This window comes from Pectobacterium parmentieri (assembly GCF_001742145.1).
GTDB classification, from domain to species: Bacteria; Pseudomonadota; Gammaproteobacteria; order Enterobacterales; family Enterobacteriaceae; genus Pectobacterium; species Pectobacterium parmentieri.
Genome location: NZ_CP015749.1, coordinates 491779 through 510117, shown reverse-complemented (window position 1 = coordinate 510117; position 18339 = coordinate 491779). Strand labels below are relative to the sequence as shown.

The window sequence follows — 18339 nt, the reverse complement described above, 5'->3', positions numbered from 1 at the left end:
ATGATAACGTCATCCAACGCCACGCGGCATGAAGATCGAGAGAACACGATGCGCATTATCCACACCGCCGATTGGCATTTAGGGCAATATTTTTATACCAAAAGTCGCGCCGCTGAACATCAGGCGTTTCTTCACTGGTTGATCATTCAGGTAGAGCAACATCACGTCGATGCCATTATCGTAGCTGGCGATATCTTCGATAACGGCTCGCCCCCCAGCTATGCGCGTGAAATGTATTATAGCTTTGTAGTAGAACTACAGCACACAGGCTGCCAGCTCATCATTCTTGGCGGCAACCACGACTCTGTCGCCACGCTGAACGAGTCGCGAGATTTGCTGGCCTGTCTGAACACGCGGGTGATTGCCTGCGCCAGCGACGATCCAGCCCAGCAAGTGCTTCTGCTGGAAAACCGCCAGCAGCAGCCCGGCGCCCTGCTCTGCGCCATTCCCTATTTGCGCCCACGTGATGTGCTAACCAGCAAAGCCGGACAATCCGGTGATGAAAAACAGCTAGCACTACAGGAAGCGATTACCGCGCATTATCAGCAGTGTTATCAACTGGCTTGCCAGAAGCGAGACGAGCTTGGTCTGCCGCTACCGATTATTGCAACCGGGCATCTGACGACGATTGGCGTAACCGCCTCGGAATCCGTGCGCGATATCTATATTGGCACCCTCGATGCTTTCCCTGCTCAGGCTTTCCCGCCTGCGGATTATATCGCTTTGGGGCATATTCACCGCCCGCAGCGCGTGACTAAAAGTGATCACATTCGCTATAGCGGCTCCCCAATCCCACTGAGTTTTGATGAACTCGGCAGCGAAAAATCCGTTTGTCTGGTCAGCTTTATACCCGATGCACCGCCGAAGATAGACACGCTGCCTATTCCCGTGACTCAACCGATGCAGTTGATTAAAGGCAGCCTGAGCGATATTGAACAGCAACTGGCCACCTTCCAGAACTATCAGGGCGATAAACCCGTGTGGTTGGATATCGAGCTCAACACGCAGGATTATCTGAGCGACATGCAAAAACGCATTCAGGCGATGACAGAACACCTGCACGTTGAGGTACTCCTGCTACGCCGCACGCGCGAACAGCGTTTGCAGGCTATTACCCGGCAGGACAAGGAAACGCTGAACGAATTGAGCGTACATGACGTTTTTGAACGTCGTCTGGCAACGGAAAAAGACATGGAAAACGGTCGCCAACAGCGCGTTCGCACGCTGTTTAATCAGGTTATTAATGAACTAGAAAATAGCGAACCTGCCAAATGAAAATTCTCAGTCTGCGCTTAAAGAATCTCAACGCGCTGAAAGGCGAATGGAAGATCGACTTCACAAAAGAGCCATTTTCCAGCAACGGCTTGTTTGCCATTACCGGCCCAACCGGCGCAGGAAAAACCACGCTGTTGGATGCCATCTGTCTGGCGCTGTACCATGAAACACCTCGCTTGGGTCTGCTTTCCGCCAGCCAAAATGATCTGATGACCCGCGACACGGCAGAATGTCTCGCCGAGGTAGAATTTGAGGTGAAAGGCGTGGGATACCGCGCCTTCTGGAGCCAACGTCGGGCGAGAAATGTCCCAGACGGCAATTTACAGTCCCCCAAGGCCGAGCTCGCACTCATTGAAGGCGGCAAAATCCTGTGTGAAAAGCTCAATGATAAGAAAGAGATGATCACACAACTCACCGGGTTAGACTTTGGCCGTTTCACACGTTCTATGATGCTGTCGCAGGGGCAGTTTGCCGCCTTCCTCAATGCGAAAGCCGACGACCGGGCGGAACTGCTGGAAGAGCTAACCGGCACGGACATTTACGGCCTGATTTCCGAGCACGTCTATGACAAGCACAAACAGGCAAACATCGCGTTGAGCACGCTACAGGCACGCGCATCAGGTATTCAGTTGCTGACCGATGAGCAGCGCCAGCAGGTGGAAGTCCAGCTTGCCGAACTGACCCAGCAAGAGCAACAGGGCAACATTGAGCGTGAGCAAGCACTGACTACGCTACGCTGGTTTGAGCAACTGACGCGGCAGCAAACACAGCTCACCAACACGCAGTTGCAACACGCAAGTGCCGAATCCGCCATTCAGCAGGCCAAGCCGCAGCTCGACAGGTTAGCCAACGGCGAACCAGCAGAAAAACTGAGGCCGTTACATCAGGAACGAGAACGTTATCGACAGGAATCCCTTGCGCTCACTCAGCAGATTGAACAACTGTCAGGAAAGCAGGCCTCTGAGCACACTGCGCTGACAACGTTACGCCAGCAGGAAGAGAAAGCAGAGCAGGGCGTTATTCAGCACAAACAGGTGCAGCAGCAGCAAGAGTTATTGATCAATGAACAAGTTGTACCGCTTGACCATCGTATTGCCACGCTGCAACAGCAAAAAAACCAACAGCAGGACGAACTGGCAAAAACACAGCTTCGCCTACAAGCTGACGAAAGCAAACAAACGCAGATAGCAGCGCAACAACAGCAGGCCAAACAACTGCTTGAACAGATTCAAGCTTATCGCCAGCAACACGCACATCATCAGCAGTGGGGAGAACAACTTCCCCTGTGGCGTACACAGTTTCTGCAATTGCGCCAGCTTCAGGACGAGCAGCAGAAGCTGAGCCAAAAGCAGACGCAACACACCGAACAAGCGGCAGCGCTCCAACAGGAGGCTGCAACGCTGACGGCGCAGCAGCATGAACAACAAACGGTCGTTGATGCAGCCCGTCAGCAATTCATACAACACGATGAAATGCGGAAAAATCAGGAAGCGCATCAGCCGCTTGCAGCTCTACGCCAGCGGTTTAATCAACTCATCGATCAACAAGCCACACGCCGGCAGCTCGCAACAGCCAGCGACCAGTTCCAGCGCCTTCATACGCGTAAGCAGCAGCACCTCGCCAGGCAAGACGAGATACAAGGGCATATCAGCCAATCAGAAATATTACGAAAACAGCAGCAGTCTGATCATGAGCAGCGCAGCCAGCATTTGGCCGATCTGGAAATGCTGTACCGACAGGAAGAACGTATCGTTAAACTGGAAGCCGAAAGGCAGCGGCTACAGGCCGGAGAAGCGTGCCCTCTGTGCGGCTCAACCGAGCATCCAGCGATTGAACGCTATCAGGCGTTACAACCGTCTGAAACCCAAAAGCGCCTGACGGCACGACAGCAGGACGTGAAACAGTTAACAACGGCGCTGGCGAATACGACCGCACAACTCGCCTCGCTGGGGCAGCAGCGGGAACAGTTGCAACAAGAGATCGCACAACTCGATAGCGAACATCAAATCCTGCTGCAACAGTGGCAAGATGTCAGTGAGCGCTTACAGGTTAACTACACGTTGGAACAGCAGAATGAAACCGCAGCCTGGCTTACGCAACGCGAGACCGAGGAGCAGGACATTCGACAGCACATTACCGCACACGAGCAGTTGCAAAAACAGTGGCAGGAAAGTAAGGATTCACTGACGGTTGCAGAAGCCCTACAGAGGGAACTGGATCAGAAAACTGTGCTGAATACCCAGCAACGAACTTCGCTAAACGATATGCAGGCAGATACCCTTCAGTCGCAGCAAAATACGCAGCAACGGCTCGCGCAGCACACTCAGGAAATCACGCAGACGCTGGCAAACACGAATCTGCCTCTTCCGGAAGCCACTGCACAGGATGACTGGTTGGCACAGCGCGACAGCGAGTGGCAAATATGGAAAACCAAAGAACAGGATCAATCCCGCTTAATTCCCCGGTTAGCCACGCTGGAAAGCGATCTTCAGTATCTGAGCCACAGCGTGACCGAGACAACGCAGCAATTACAGGCGCAGCAACAGCAACTGGAGCAGCGCACCGCTCTGCTCAATACGAACCAGCAGGAACGACTGACGCTTTTCGGCGACAGGCAAATCGCCGCAGTACGCGAGCAGCTACAACGAACTAGCCAGCAATATGATAATGCGCTTCGGTTAGCGCAATTAGCACGTCAGCAGGCTGAAACCACGTTGAGCCGCCTGACGGGAGAGCTAACCCGCACGCAACAGCAGTATGAGCAGAGCATGCATCAACGCGATAGTGCGACTGAACGATTCACTCAGGCTTTGCAGCAAAGTGCTTTTGCTGATGAAACCACCTTCCTGAATGCGCTGCTTGCTGAGCAGGAACGACAGACCTTGCAGGTATGGAAGGAAAAGCTGTATCAGAGTTTGCAGCAGGCAGCAGCACTTCACCAGCAGGCTGAACGGGAGCTGCTCGCCCATCAACAAAAGCGACCAACTTCTCTGCTGGAAGATGCCACACAAGAAGCAGTACAGCAGCAGTTGGCAACGCTGGATGAAACGCTGCATTTCACTGTGCGGCAGCAGGGAGAAATTCAGCGTCAACTGAACGACGATCGACAACAGCGTCAAAATCAGCAGGATTTGCTCAATGAGATCGCCCAAAGTCAGCAAAAGTATGACGACTGGAGCTGTCTTAATACGCTCATCGGCTCACAAAGTGGGCATAAATTCCGTAAGTTTGCCCAGGGGCTCACCTTGGATCATCTGGTTTATCTCGCCAATCTACAGCTCTCTCGTCTGCACGGGCGCTATATGTTGAAGCGAAAACCCGGTGACGATCTGGAACTGCTGGTGGTGGACACCTGGCAAGCAGACGCCGAACGCGATACGCGCACGCTGTCCGGCGGCGAGAGCTTTCTGGTGAGTCTATCGCTGGCGCTGGCGTTATCCGATCTGGTCAGCCATAAAGCCAGCATCGACTCTCTGTTTCTGGATGAAGGCTTCGGCACGCTAGATGCCGAGACGCTGGATATCGCGCTGGATGCGCTGGATAACCTGAACGCCTCTGGCAAAACCATCGGCGTCATTAGCCATGTCGACGCCATGAAGGAGCGTATTCCGGTACAGATCAAAGTGCAGAAGGTTAACGGTCTGGGCGTCAGCAAGCTAGCACCGCAGTATGCCGTGTAGCCATTACTTCGTCTTTGGCCAAAGCCAGGCGGCTCCGCGCACTCCGCTGGAGTCGCCGTGTATGGCCTGACGCACAGGCGTTTCGCACTCACCGCCGAAGATCCACGGTTTAATCTTTTCCGGCACGGTCTGATAAAGGCGAGAAACATTGCTCATCCCACCTCCCAGCACCACGACATCCGGGTCGAGCAAGTTGATCACATGCGCCAGCGATTTTGCCAGACGATGTTCATAGCGCTGTAATGCCAGTTCGGCGATGGGATCGCCCTGCTCCGCTAAGGCAATAATTGCCTCTCCTTTGTGCGGCTGCCCACTCAGGCTCTGATAATCCAACGCAAATCCCGTACCAGAAATAAAGGATTCAATGCAGCCGGACTTGCCGCAGTAGCAGGGAACCGTCTGCCGATAGCGTAGCTCATCGTCATCCATCCAGGGCAGCGGGTTATGTCCCCATTCACCCGCAATACCGTTGCCGCCGACGTGAGCCTGGCCGTTCAGCGCAATCCCCGAACCACAGCCAGTGCCGATGATCACCGCGAAGACGGTCTGTTTCCCTGCCCCGGCACCATCAACCGCTTCTGAAACCGCAAAACAGTTCGCATCATTGGCGACCCGCACCGGCCGATTCAGCAACGTGGCAAGATCAAGATCCAGTGCCTGACCGTTGAGCCAGGTGGAGTTAGCATTTTTTACCTTGCCGGTAAACGGTGACAGCGTACCGGGGATCCCCACGCCGACACTGCTGTGGCAACCCGTCGCTTTTTCGGCCCTCTCCACCAACGTGACGATAGTCCGCAGCGTTTCCGGATAATCATTTCTTGGCGTCGGCATACGCTGCCGAAAACGTTCATTCCCCTCGTCATCCAGCGCAATAACTTCTGTTTTCGTCCCGCCCAGATCGATACCGATTCTCATGATGTCTCCCCACGTGTGGTAAATAGGCCCGTGTAAGTTTGCTACCGACCTGAAAACGTTTTTATTTATAGATAGATACCCTAAATAATTCGAGTGGCATAGCCAACGCACATGCAGCTTGAAGTATGGCGGGTATAACCAGAGAAACCAATCGACTGCAATCCAAAACGTGATAGGTATTCCTCTGAATCCAGGTATTTTATTCCACATTACGGCTTCGAATTCGTTATCATGCGCGCAACATTACAAACCCGCGTGCAAACCTGCGCGCCCAGTCAGGGATAACACCATGTTGTGGTTTAAAAACTTAATGATTTACCGCCTAAGCCGGGACAGCGCGCTGTCCAAGGATAACGTTTTATCTGCGGATGAAATGGAAAAACGGCTCAGCGCCTTCGCATTCACCCCGTGTGGCAGTCAGGATATGATGAAAACGGGTTGGGTATCGCCAATGGGATCGCATAGCGATGCATTAACGCACGTCGTTAATGGGCAAATCGTTATCTGCGTTCGCAAAGAAGAAAAAATCCTGCCGTCTCCGGTCATCAAGCAAACCCTTCAGGCCAAAATTGAACGTCTAGAAGCAGAGCAGCACCGCAAGCTGAAAAAAACCGAAAAAGATTCACTGAAAGACGAAGTGCTGCACAGCCTGCTGCCGCGTGCATTCAGCCGTTTCAGTCAGGTCTGGCTGTGGATCGATACGGTTAACGGCCTGATTATGGTCGATGCTGCCAGCGCTAAAAAAGCAGAGGACACGCTGGCGCTGCTGCGTAAAACACTGGGTTCCCTACCCGTTGTACCATTGACGATGGAAAACCCCATCGAGCTGACGCTGACCGAGTGGGTGCGTTCCGGTGAACCGGCGGCAGGGTTCGCGTTACAAGATGAAGCAGAGCTGAAAGCTATTCTGGAAGACGGTGGAGTTATCCGCTGTAAAAAACAGGACTTGGTCTGTGATGAAATCGCCGTGCATATTGAGGCGGGCAAGCTGGTCACCAAGCTGGCGCTGGACTGGCAGGAGCGCATTCAACTGGTCTTGTCTGACGACGGCTCGGTAAAACGCTTGAAGTTCTCAGATACGCTGCGGGAACAGAATGACGATATCGATCGGGAAGATTTTGCTCAGCGGTTTGATGCCGATTTCATTTTGATGACCAGCGAACTGGCTGCATTAATTGCCAATCTGATTGAAGCGTTGGGCGGCGAAGCCCAACGTTAATTCTCGGCCATTGCCCGCTACCGTTCAGGCAGCGGGCAAGACATCCTCTGTGACTGAACCCGCTAAACCCGGAAATGTCCAACAACAGAGTTCAACTCTTCAGCCTGTGATTGCAGCGCACCCGACGCAGCGGCAGACTCCTGCACTAACGCGGCGTTTTGTTGCACCATCGAATCCAACTGTGCTACCGCTTTATTGATCTCATTAATGCCACGCATTTGCTCATCTGCCGCATGCGTGATTTCAGACATCACGGTCGTCACCGTGGACACGCCACCGACAATTTCATTCATCTTGTCACTGGCATGGCGCACCTGCACTGAGCCAGACGTCACGCTAGAGACAGTCGACTCAATCAGCGCTTTAATTTCTTTTGCGGCCTGTGCGCTACGCTGCGCCAGACTGCGAACTTCGCCAGCGACAACGGCGAAACCCCGGCCCTGTTCACCTGCCCGCGCCGCCTCAACCGCAGCATTAAGCGCCAGAATGTTAGTCTGGAATGCAATGCCATCAATCACACCGATGATGTCACCAATTTTACCGGATGCGACCACGATATCTTCCATCGTGACAATCACATCGGACACCACTTGTCCGCCCGTGCTAGCATCTTTCGACAGCAGCAGCGCTTTGGCATTAACCTGCTGCGCCGACCCAGCCGATTGCGTCACCGCCGCAGAGATTTCTTCCAGAGAGGCCGCCGTTTGCTGAATACTCGATGCCGATGCTTCGGTACGCGCGGAGAGATCGTTGTTCCCCGCAGAGATTTCATCCGCTGCCACCTGAAGCGATGCGCTGATGTCGCGAATCTGAATCATTACCTGACCGATTTTATCAATGAAGGTATTAAACGCCCGGGCAATTTGCGCCACTTCATCATGTCCTTCATCCGGCAGTCGCTGTGTCAGGTCGTTGTTACCATTGCTGATATCATCCATTGCATCACGGATTTGCAGCAGTCGCTTGAGCGTAGAGGTAATGATGAAGCCAATAACCAACGTTCCCAACAGCGCGATAACCACCAGCGTGATGACCGATGTAGAAAGCAGTGAACGCATGCCTGCGGTGGCCTCGGTTTTATCCAGCGCCACCAGCATGTACCAGTTCGTGCCAGCAATCGGTTTTGCCAGCACCAGTTTTGTCACCCCAGAAAAATCCACATCGCTAGCACTTTCTGCTGAAAGAATCTCATTCAGATTAATCGCAGGAGCAATGTCGGTGATCTTCTTCAGCGTCAGTTTTTCATCCGGGTGAGCAATGATCGTACCACTACGGTCAATCAGCACGCCGAAACTCCCCGAACTGGGGTTGATAGCCTTTACATTTTCGATCACGCTTTTCATCGTGACATCGCTGCCGACTACGCCTCTAACCGTACTGCCTTCCAACACGGGTGCGACAAAAGAAACCACCAGCGTATTGGTCACCATATCGACATACGGCGCAGTCGCTAGCGGTTTGCCCTCTTTCACCGCCTGCTGATACCAGGGCCTGATAGTAGGGTTGTAATCGGCAGGAATACCGCCAGGATCGGCAAATTTTGCGGTGCCGTTGGCGTACCCCATGTATACATTCAGGAACCCGCCGGATGCTACGATCTGTTTGAACAGTGGGATAGGATCCTCATCCTTTATAGCACGATCGTGTAGCGCAGAGATCATCAGCGTTTTAGAAGCAACCCAGTCGCTAATAGCTATGGTATGGCTGGTCGCAACCGCATCCAGCGTATTTTGGATCGAGGCCTTATTAGCATTATTGGCTATGGTGTAATTAAGAAAAGTATTAATAACAAGCGAAAGTACAACAATGGTCGAACAGGCCGCAAGAATGCGGGAACGCGTCGTTTTCAGCATAAAATACTCTTTGCGTAGAATAGTTATACTATCCATAACGGCACAGAGAAATAAAACTTGAATGCGATCACATTCTACAGAAGCCATTTATCTTAAAAACTGCTTTGAAAATTAATACGTTCAACTAATCTATTACGTAAAAAAAGTAGAGCAATGAAAAACACGCCTAAAAATCAAAGTAAATCACTACCAAAAAACAACAGTGACGAATAAATAACTTATTATTTTCCATAATAAAAAATTATTGATACGATTCATTATTTATTAAACCTTAACAATTCAGGGATAATTCCTAATAATCTCTCTATTCTTTCATGTTATTAATTAATAAAAATAATTAAATAAAATAACTCATGTATGGAATTAATGATGAGCTTTACAGAGAAGAGCGAGAGATTACGCGGCAGAGATATATGCTACAGATTAATAAGTAAGTTTTATTTTATGTGGGGGGCGCAGTGGAATTTTTCGACATAAAATCATTTATTATTGGTGAATAAACAGCCAAAAGTGAACGCTAGCATTAACACACTCCCATCAAGAGCCTGCTGTGCATTTCGTATCGCAGATGCCATCGTCTGACAATGGACTGTAGCGTTGCCATTTTAGGTATAGAGACGATAATACCAGTGGTATTATGAAATCCTACGCAGGTAGATCGGGATCAGAGAAGAATGGAACACGCGCATACTCAATTAATAGAACAGCTTACTCAGCGCTTTGCGACAGTAGACAATACTCCGCTCTACCTAAAGTTTGCCGAAACGGTCAAAAATGCCGTGCGCAGCGGTGCGCTAGAGCATGGCAACATTCTGCCGGGAGAGCGTGACCTGAGTCAGTTAGCTGGGGTGTCACGCATTACGGTACGCAAGGCGATGCAGACGCTGGAAGAAGAAGGCGTTGTTACCCGCGTGCGCGGCTACGGTACACAAATCAATAATATTTTTGAGTATTCGCTGAAAGAAGCGCGCGGATTTTCACAACAGGTCGTGCTGCGAGGCAAAAAACCCAATACGCTGTGGGTGAACAAACAAATCGTAAAAAGCAGCAAGGAAGTAGCTGAACAGTTGGCTATTGCGCCAGAGACTTCCGTTTTTCTGTTAAAACGTATCCGCTATGTGGATGAAGACGCCGTTTCCATTGAAGAGTCGTATGTTCCTGTTGATCTGATCGCTGACGCTGAGGATATCGGCGTCTCGCTTTATGACTATTTTCGCAGCCAGAACATCAATCCGCAGCGTACACGCAGTCGCGTCAGTGCACGTATGCCCGATGCCGAGTTTCAATCACATATTCAGCTTGATAATAAAGTACCGGTTCTGGTCATCAAGCAAATTGCGCTCGACCAGCAGAACCGGCCTATCGAATACAGCATCAGCTATTGCCGTAGCGATCTATACGTGTTCGTCTGCGAGGAGTAACCGAGTACGAAGTTCGGCCTGCGTGGGTGCACAATCTCCCCCCCGGTGGCTCACGACAAAAGCCGCAACAGCATTCCCCAGCGTGACGGCATCCGCCAACGACCACCCAGCGGCCAAACCTGCCAGCGTCCCTCCTGCATGGCTGTCTCCCGCACCGATGGTGTCAACCACAGTTGCGGGAAACGGGGCGACGAGGCCCTCAGAAGTCGCATCAAAATACCAGGCTCCCGCTTTGTCTTGACGGATAATCACCGATGCACAGTATTTCTCCCGCCAGGCACGCCCCAGCGTTTGCACCTCAGCCGACACGCCGAGCATTTCCGCCGCCACTTCCGCCTCCTGACGATTAAGAGATACGACGGGATGAAGCGCCATAATACGCGCCATCAGGTTTGCCGGGATATCGGCAATACGTGGGCCAAAATCGATAAATGGCGTGACGTTATGCAAGGTTTCCAGCCAGCTTACCAGACGCTCGCCACACGGTGCCGCCAGTTGATAGCCCGAAAGCGAGATAAAACTCCCCGATGCGATAGATAACGACGCTAGCCACGTGTCACTCCACTGGTTTTCAACGCCGCTGAAGGACATAAACGTCCGTTCACCGTCCGGCTCAACCAGCGCCAGACACCAGCCATTGTCTCCCGAATTGGTTTGTACCACTGTAGTAATGTTCTGTTTTTCCAGACTATTACGAATGATATCCGCCCACACGCCCTGCCCGACAGGCAAAGCGTTTTGTGCTTCCATCCCAAGACGTTTAAGCGCAATGGCAATATTCAAGGCGCAGCCACCGATATTCACACTTTGCTGCTTCAGTTCAATATCGCATCCGCGGTACGGCAACGCATAAGCATCGGCAATCACATCAATCACCGCAGCCCCAACGATGGTCAGCGGCTGACGTGTCGCTAATTCATCCAATTTTGCGGCAAGTTCGCTGGCCTTCATCACGCCTCCCGTGCTGAACGGTATTGCAGCAGCAGGCTGGCATAGCGATGAAAATCAAGCTGGTTAATGTCATCCAGTTCTTGCTTCAACGCGGCATCAAGCGCCGTTACCCCGTGCAACGCACCACATATCGCCGTCGCCATCGCCCCAATAGTATCGGTGTCCCCCCCGAGGTTGGCGCACAAAATCGCACAGCGGTTTGGGTCAGTTTGCGCCAGCTCCACCATTGCGATTGCAGTAGCAACAGATTCGATCGTGCTCGTTCCCGCACCAATCAGTTGATAAAGCTGCTCGCTGGCACTTTCCGTACCGTTTGCATTACGCACGATACTCAATGCCAACTCCAGACGCGCGGCGAGAGAAGCGCTAAACGTGGTAATTCGTTTTTCCTGTGCATGGCGCGCCACAGATGGCAACGCATCGACGATATCCTGCCAGTCTGATCCGTCAATCGCACGGGAAATAGCCCAGGCAATGACGACGGCTCCCGCAATCGCCAGGTCGGATTTATGCGTCGGGCTAGATGCCAGCGCAACCTGCTCGATGAAGGTATCAAGATCGTGCGTGGGCAGCAGACAACCGAGCGGAGACGCCCGCATCGCAGCACCGTTCGTGACGCCATTATTTTCCAGTTCGCTCACCGGCGTGCCTTGGCGGATCGCATTCAACGCAATTTTAGACGTTGGACCGAGTACGTTTTTATTAAATGCATCGAACGACTCCGCCCACTTCAGGATGTGGCGACCAATCGCATCGGCATTGATTTCTCCATCACATTCAATGATGGCATCAGCCAGACTCAGCGCCATCGAGGTATCATCCGTAAACTCGCCACGACCGAAATAGCACGCGGCATTGTTTTCCGCCGGGCCGGGTAAAAAGCGATCAATCCAGCCGAAATGCGCTTTCACGCGCGTTCGAGGCCACAGTTCCGATGGCATACCCATCGCATCCCCTAAAGCTTGGCCATATAAGGCTCCGAGAATACGTTCTTGTTTCATTTGTTTTCCTCTGTACTGAAATGCTGATTTGCACCTTCTACATCAATCGTCGAGATTGCTTTATCTGACTCACGGAACAGCAGGATAAAGATCAGCGCAATAATCGCGATCATCACCGCACCAAAAAGCCACATGCCGGTCCAGTTGAAGGTCAGGCCGTTTACCGGTTCACCGTGGGCGAAAAGTTTCTCCATCATCACGCCCCCTAAACGGTATCCCAACAGGCTGCCGAAGCCCTGACAGCAAAGCGTAATCAGGCCCTGCGCCGCTGTGCGCATGTGTACAGGCGCTTTTTTATCAACGTAGATATAGGCGGTAACATAGTAGAAATCGTAACTCACGCCGTGCAGCAGAATGCCGAGGAACAGCAGTGCATACGTGAAGTAGTGATAAGCGTCGCCGTAGACGAAGAAGACATAGCGGATAGCCGCCGTCACCAGCCCCAGCAACAATACCTTTTTAATACCAAAACGTTTGGTGAAAAACGGTAACGCCAGCATGAAGAAAATTTCCGAGAACTGGCCCAGCGTCATCCAACCCGTCGCGTTTTTCATGCCAACTTCGGTAAGGAACCCAGTGGCAAAAATGTAATAAAACGCCAGTGGCATCGCGAACAGGAAGGAGCAGACAAAAAACACCAGAAAGTTTTTGTCTTTCAGCAACACAATCGCATCCAGCCCCAGCATGACTTTAACATTCAACTTGCCAGTGCTTTTCGGCTGCGTATCTGGCAGGAAAAAGGCAAAGAAACCGAGTAACGCAGAGCTGGCGGCGGTAATCAGCAACGGAATATTAGTGGGAGAAATATCGCTAAACCCAAGCCACGTCGGCAGAAAGCCACATACGATACCGGAGGCGATCCAGCCGATCGTTCCCAATACACGGATACGTGGGAAATCCCGTTCCACGTCGCCAACGTGGGAGAAAGCGATACTGTTAGTCAACGCGATAGTGGGCATGTAAGTTAATGAATACGCCAACAACAGCGGGAAGAAATACATAAATTCAGTTTGCTGTGCAGCCAGATACATTAGTATCGCTCCGGCGAACATCAGCACCGCCAACACCTTTTGCGCAGCAAAGAAGCGGTCGGTAAGTGACCCCACCAGAATCGGCGATAAAATAGCGGCAATGGCGGTACAGGCATACGACCAGCCGATTTCACCCGCCGTGAACCCACTTTTGCTCAGATACAGCCAGAGTGGAACGAACCAGGCTCCCCAGATAAACCATTCAACGAACATCATGAACGACAGCTTTGCTGTAGTTTTCATATTTACATCCTTCATGACAAAGTAAGGTACACCTTTAAAATACCAATTAATAATACCTTTTAAATACCTTTGAGTTCATTATTTGAACTCCATAACATTTTTGCAGCAAAATTTATCATTCTAGGGAGAAAAAATGACAGAAAAGCGTGATAACAGGTGGGGTTAAAAATGGGGATAAGAAGGATAGTGCAGAATCAGTATAAAAAACGCCGCGTCATGTAGCACATAGCGCGGCGAGAATGATGTATACCCGTCATATTTCAAGTTGCATCTGCGTTGTTCAAAACGCTAACACTTTGTCCTAAAACTCGAATGACTTAGGGTATAGAATATAAATAGGTATTACAAATACTTACACAAATAAGAGGTCGGTTCGACCACCTGTAAATTGAATTCGCTTTTTCCAGGAACGAAAAACGTTTCTCCCGGTGTAAAAACCTGCCAATCCGGTGCGCCGGGCAACAGCACTTTCAATGCCCCGGTGATGACCGTCATTTCTTCCGGCTGTCCGGTTCCAAACGTGTACTCACCCGCATCCATAACACCGACACTGGCGCGGCCAATGCTGTCGCCTTCAAAACCGATTGACTTGACCTTCCCTGCAAAATACTCATTTACATTCAGCATAGCGCGGCACCTATCGTCGAAAAATTCAGGAAATTCATCTTAAAAGGAGAGTCGCGCCACTGTCACGATCTATTCATTGAAAGTTAGTGTTCAATAACACTGACTGATGATTATTTTATCGGTGCCCCGTTTATCACCCTACGCTGCCGACGAGCGCAGCGCCTTCAACACATTTGCCACAATGGCTTCCGGCGTCTGCGACGCATCAATGACGTGATGCGCAACACCGCGATAAAGCGCTTCGCGCGCGGCCAGCACGTCGGCCATTTCCTCGGCGATCGGGCGACCTGTCAGCGTAGGCCGCTGGTTATCCTGCGGGTTTTCCTCCAATCGCTGAGCCAGCAATTCGGCATTCGCATGGAGGTAAATGACAATACCTTGGTCATGCATAAAACGTCGATTGGCTTCAGCCAATACCATACCGCCGCCAGTCGCAACGATGTAACGGTTGGATGTCACCTGCTGAAGCGCTAGACTTTCACGCTGGCGAAAACCATGCCATCCTTCCTGCGCAACCACATCAGCCACCGTCATATTGGTCGTCTGCTGCATAAACAGGTCGGTATCGACAAAGTCATATCCTAACGCCTGTGCCAGTTGATGCCCTACCGTAGTCTTCCCACAGCCTCTGGCACCAACCATAAAAATGGGGTGTGTCATGTAATGACGAATCCTTCTTTTTTACTCACCCGTTCCGTCATATTTCAAGCTGTACGCACATTGACTGCACTGCAACTCAAACAATTTCGGGTATCAAAGATAAATGGGGTGATTACCTGCTTTGTCGTGGACTGAATCATACCGATAAAATCAGCAGAGAGGGAAGTGACTTCTCTATGGGAACAAAAAGCGAGATAAGCAAGAGCAAAAAACCCCGCGTTTAACGGCGGGGCTATCATACTAAAAACCGCTCAGACGCTTAATAAGCGTGGAAGTAATCCTGAATCACGGCTGGGTTCGTCGTTTTCGTCAGTGCCAGCATCAGCAAAATACGTGATTTTGCCGGGCTTAGAGAATCGGCAACCAGACCAGGTTGGCCAGCATCCGGTGGTACGATACCGCTGCCGGTACGGCTGGAGCGCACAACCACCACACCTTTGCTTTCCGCTTTACGGATGCCTGCATCGCCGCGCTTAGATACGCTACCTGCGCCCATACCCGCATACACGATGCCTTTTACACCATGCTTGATAGAGGCGTCATACATATATTCTGGATCGTCCTGATAGCCATAAATAATGTCGACGGCGGGCAGTTTATCAATGTTGGTCACGTCAAACACAGAGCGCGTAGTATGAATTTTATCCAGACGCGTCTGGTAGTACACTTTGTCACCGATAATCACACCAAGATAACCTTCTTCTGGCGCTTTAAAGGTATCCAGCGTAGAGGCGTTGGTTTTGCTGATGAAACGGGCAGAACCGATACGATCGTTCAGCACCACCAGCACCCCACGGCCACGAGAGTTTTTATCCGCAGCCACTTTTACTGCACCGTACAGGTTCATCGGGCCGTCGGCACTGATTGCCGTTGCCGGGCGCATCGCAGCGACAAAGACGACCGGTTTGTCGCTTTTCACTGTCAGGTTCAGAAAATAAGGCGATTCGTCGAGCGTATCCGTACCATGCGTAATGACCACGCCATCAACATCGCCGCGGGCCAGCAGCTCGTTCACGCGCTTGCTCAGCGTTAACAACACATCGCTGGTCATATTTTCACTGCCGATGCTGGCAACCTGCTCACCTTTAATGTTGGCAAGCGTTTTCAGTTCAGGCACTGCTTGAATCAGCGTCTCTACGCCCAGCGCCCCAGCCTTGTACCCAGTGGTTTGCGTATTGGCCGCTGCGGAACCCGCAATCGTACCGCCCGTTGCCAGAATGACAATGTTAGGTAAATTTTCTGCCGCATTCGCCAGAGACGAAAAACAAACAAAAACAACAACGAATAATGCGTTAAACATCCTTTTCATAACCTATACCAACTTATTGAGTTAAGTGGCAGATCAGATACGTCAGGTGTCTGATCTGTAAGTAAAAAACCTCCACTCTGTTGGCAGCCTGCCAACATTGGCGCTTATAATGCCGCAGAATTCAACGGATTAACATATGCCTGTCAGACTTCACGTTAACAGTGTGTCGTGACTCACAGCGCAATGCTCGGACTCACCGATTTGTGCTACCGGCTAATCTGCGCGACGGCATCCTGCGAGGCCTGTTCACGCGCTGCACCCGTCAGTTCTGACAGCGTACCCTGATGCATTTCGAGTAAGCGATCGGCATGTTCAAAGTAGTGATCGTCATGGCTAATCGCCACAATCGTTTTCCCCAATGCACGCAACTGTGGTAACAGCTCAAGATAGAACACACGACGGAATTGCGGATCCTGATCGGCAGCCCATTCATCCAACAGTAGGATGTCCCGCTGTTCGGCAACGGCCAGTAGTAGTGCTACGCGCTTACGCTGTCCCTGTGAGAGCTGTAAATTCATTACCCGATGATTCTCCAGCGTCAATTTATGCCGCATATTCAAGCGATCCAGCCATTCATCAACCAACGCGGTATCCGGCTCCGTTCCCTGCGACCCCATCATCTGTCCGAACAGATGGAAATCGGTAAAAATGGCAGAAAATAGCTTTTGATAATCCCCCCGTGTTTCCGCCGTAACAGGGTGGTTATCAAGCAATAACGTACCGGAAACCGGGGTGTAAAGCCCCGTGAGCAGCATTGCCAGCGTCGATTTCCCGCTCCCGTTACCGCCAATCAGAAACACCAGTTCGCCACGCGTTATCACCAGATTGATTGGCCCAATTTCAAATTTGGAATCGTCATAGCGAAATACCACATCACGTAATTCCAGCGTGTGCCAGTCAGCAGGGGCCATCGCCGAGGAAAAAGCGTCCTGATAGCCCGCCAGATCGAGACATTTCAACTTATTAAACGCGACTTGCGCACTCAACAGCGTCGGCAGTGCGCCAACGGCCTGTAGCATCGGCGTCCGTAAAAAAAGCAGCGTGAGTGAATATGTTGCTGCAACATTGGTATCTGCCCAACCGAGATTGTTTGCCATGAAAAAAACTGCGCCAATCGCGCCCAGCATCATAATGTTCGACCAGTTCACCGCGCTAAGATGGAAAGTGTCGGCACGAATGACATTCTGTCGGTAATCCTGCGCATTGGCCTGATAAACCTCTTCATACAGTTTCTGCGCCCGTTCCCGATTGAGCGCCAGCTCCTTACGCCCGTTAATCACGGTTTCGTAATCTTTCTGGAGGCGATCTTCCGCTTCCCTAACCCGGGCAATATGACGATACACACGGGAAACCAGCATAAACCCACCCCAGAGGGTCACCATAATCCAGATGGACGTGACCACCAGCATCTTAGGAGAGAGCCACGCCAAATAAGCCGCTGAACCGAGGGTAAGCACGATGCCCTGAATCAGCTCCGGCAGCCGCACAAACGCAATCGTGATATTGCGGATATCACTGGACAGGCTGGCAAGCAGTTGCGCACTACCAATCTGCTCAATACGCGCAATATTGGTGTCCAGAATGCGCTTGATAAATTGCCCGCGCAGGCGATAAACAAAATGGTGCCCGAGCGTGGTCAACGCCAGTTGAGATACCAGCGTTACGCCCATCAAAAGCAGCAGCAACCCCAGAAATTGTGGCAATACGCTCAATGACTGATTGACCGTTTCAATCAATTGCAGATTGATAAAGGCAATCAGCCCAATCCCCAACGCGGCACTCAGTAAACTTAAAACGATAACGGCAAGAAATGGCCAACGGTATTGTTGGTAAACAATGCGGAGCAACTCCATAACAACCTAATCTCTATAATGAAAACGATTACGATTGTCCGCAGTGTAATGGGGATGACCGTGATATCAAGAATAATTCTCATATCCAGCCTCACTTCAATGTTGAACGTTCCAAAATCTACAAATGCGACCGTCAGTCAGTGTCTTAGAAAGAGTGCTTTAGAAATAATGGACTGAAAATAAAAACATTAAAAACAATAATAAATAATCACCTCTTATCATCATCACATCTTACGACAAACGTCGTTAACACTGGCAGCACACCACCAAAAACAAAAGAAACAAATTGATACAATTAACC

The 18339-nt window shown here is 51.1% G+C and carries 13 protein-coding genes; 4 read left to right on the top strand and 9 right to left on the bottom strand.

What is annotated here, in order from left to right:
* Positions 1 to 48: 48 nt before the first annotated feature.
* Together sbcD and A8F97_RS02135 are read left to right on the top strand one after the other, a co-directional pair.
* Positions 49 to 1275, top strand: a complete 1227-nt coding sequence (sbcD, locus tag A8F97_RS02140) for an exonuclease subunit SbcD (RefSeq protein ID WP_033071834.1) — start codon at positions 49 to 51, stop codon at positions 1273 to 1275.
* Complete coding sequence (locus A8F97_RS02135) at positions 1272 to 4955, top strand: SbcC/MukB-like Walker B domain-containing protein (RefSeq protein WP_033071835.1); 3684 nt, start codon at positions 1272 to 1274, stop codon at positions 4953 to 4955. Before sbcD ends, A8F97_RS02135 begins: the two co-directional genes overlap by 4 nt.
* A 3-nt stretch (positions 4956 to 4958) precedes the next feature.
* On the opposite strand, the gene mak is transcribed toward A8F97_RS02135, so the two are convergent.
* Complete coding sequence (gene mak / locus A8F97_RS02130; RefSeq protein ID WP_014700861.1) at positions 4959 to 5870, bottom strand: fructokinase; 912 nt, start codon at positions 5868 to 5870, stop codon at positions 4959 to 4961.
* 289 nt (positions 5871 to 6159) lie between these two features.
* Here mak and rdgC point away from each other — a divergent pair, with 289 nt between their 5' ends.
* Complete coding sequence (gene rdgC, locus A8F97_RS02125) at positions 6160 to 7089, top strand: recombination-associated protein RdgC (RefSeq protein WP_014700862.1); 930 nt, start codon at positions 6160 to 6162, stop codon at positions 7087 to 7089.
* Positions 7090 to 7151: 62 nt separating this feature from the next.
* Here rdgC and A8F97_RS02120 read toward each other — a convergent pair whose 3' ends face one another.
* Positions 7152 to 8942, bottom strand: a complete 1791-nt coding sequence (locus A8F97_RS02120; RefSeq protein ID WP_033071836.1) for a methyl-accepting chemotaxis protein — start codon at positions 8940 to 8942, stop codon at positions 7152 to 7154.
* A gap of 674 nt (positions 8943 to 9616) precedes the next feature.
* Between A8F97_RS02120 and A8F97_RS02115 the strand changes: the two genes are divergently transcribed.
* Positions 9617 to 10363 (top strand): GntR family transcriptional regulator, encoded by a 747-nt coding sequence (locus A8F97_RS02115; RefSeq protein ID WP_014700864.1) that lies wholly within the window; start codon positions 9617 to 9619, stop codon positions 10361 to 10363.
* On the opposite strand, the gene A8F97_RS02110 is transcribed toward A8F97_RS02115, so the two are convergent.
* The 7 genes from A8F97_RS02110 to A8F97_RS02080 all read right to left on the bottom strand — a co-directional run bounded on the left by A8F97_RS02110 (position 10337) and on the right by A8F97_RS02080 (position 18038).
* A complete protein-coding gene (locus A8F97_RS02110) occupies positions 10337 to 11314 on the bottom strand; it encodes a PfkB family carbohydrate kinase (protein WP_015730991.1) in 978 nt (325 codons plus the stop codon). The two genes, A8F97_RS02115 and A8F97_RS02110, sit on opposite strands and share 27 nt — an antisense overlap.
* Complete coding sequence (locus A8F97_RS02105; protein ID WP_014700866.1) at positions 11314 to 12315, bottom strand: ADP-ribosylglycohydrolase family protein; 1002 nt, start codon at positions 12313 to 12315, stop codon at positions 11314 to 11316. The genes A8F97_RS02110 and A8F97_RS02105 overlap by 1 nt, the downstream gene beginning before the upstream one ends.
* On the bottom strand, positions 12312 to 13589 hold the full coding sequence (locus A8F97_RS02100) for a nucleoside permease (protein ID WP_014700867.1): 1278 nt from the start codon (positions 13587 to 13589) through the stop codon (positions 12312 to 12314). The genes A8F97_RS02105 and A8F97_RS02100 overlap by 4 nt, the downstream gene beginning before the upstream one ends.
* Positions 13590 to 13931: 342 nt before the next feature.
* Positions 13932 to 14216: a pyrimidine/purine nucleoside phosphorylase gene (gene ppnP, locus A8F97_RS02095; protein WP_005975968.1), complete on the bottom strand. Its 285-nt coding sequence runs from the start codon at positions 14214 to 14216 to the stop codon at positions 13932 to 13934.
* Between the two features lie 138 nt (positions 14217 to 14354).
* Positions 14355 to 14876, bottom strand: a complete 522-nt coding sequence (aroL, locus tag A8F97_RS02090) for a shikimate kinase AroL (RefSeq protein WP_014700868.1) — start codon at positions 14874 to 14876, stop codon at positions 14355 to 14357.
* 259 nt (positions 14877 to 15135) lie between these two features.
* Positions 15136 to 16185 carry a type II asparaginase gene (locus A8F97_RS02085; RefSeq protein ID WP_181374917.1) on the bottom strand — a complete coding sequence of 350 codons (1050 nt, stop codon included), beginning with the start codon at positions 16183 to 16185 and terminating at the stop codon, positions 15136 to 15138.
* A 206-nt stretch (positions 16186 to 16391) separates the two neighbouring features.
* The gene (locus A8F97_RS02080) at positions 16392 to 18038 is read right to left on the bottom strand and encodes a multidrug ABC transporter permease/ATP-binding protein (RefSeq protein WP_014700870.1); all 1647 of its coding nucleotides are present in this window, start codon (positions 18036 to 18038) and stop codon (positions 16392 to 16394) included.
* Positions 18039 to 18339 lie beyond the last annotated feature (301 nt).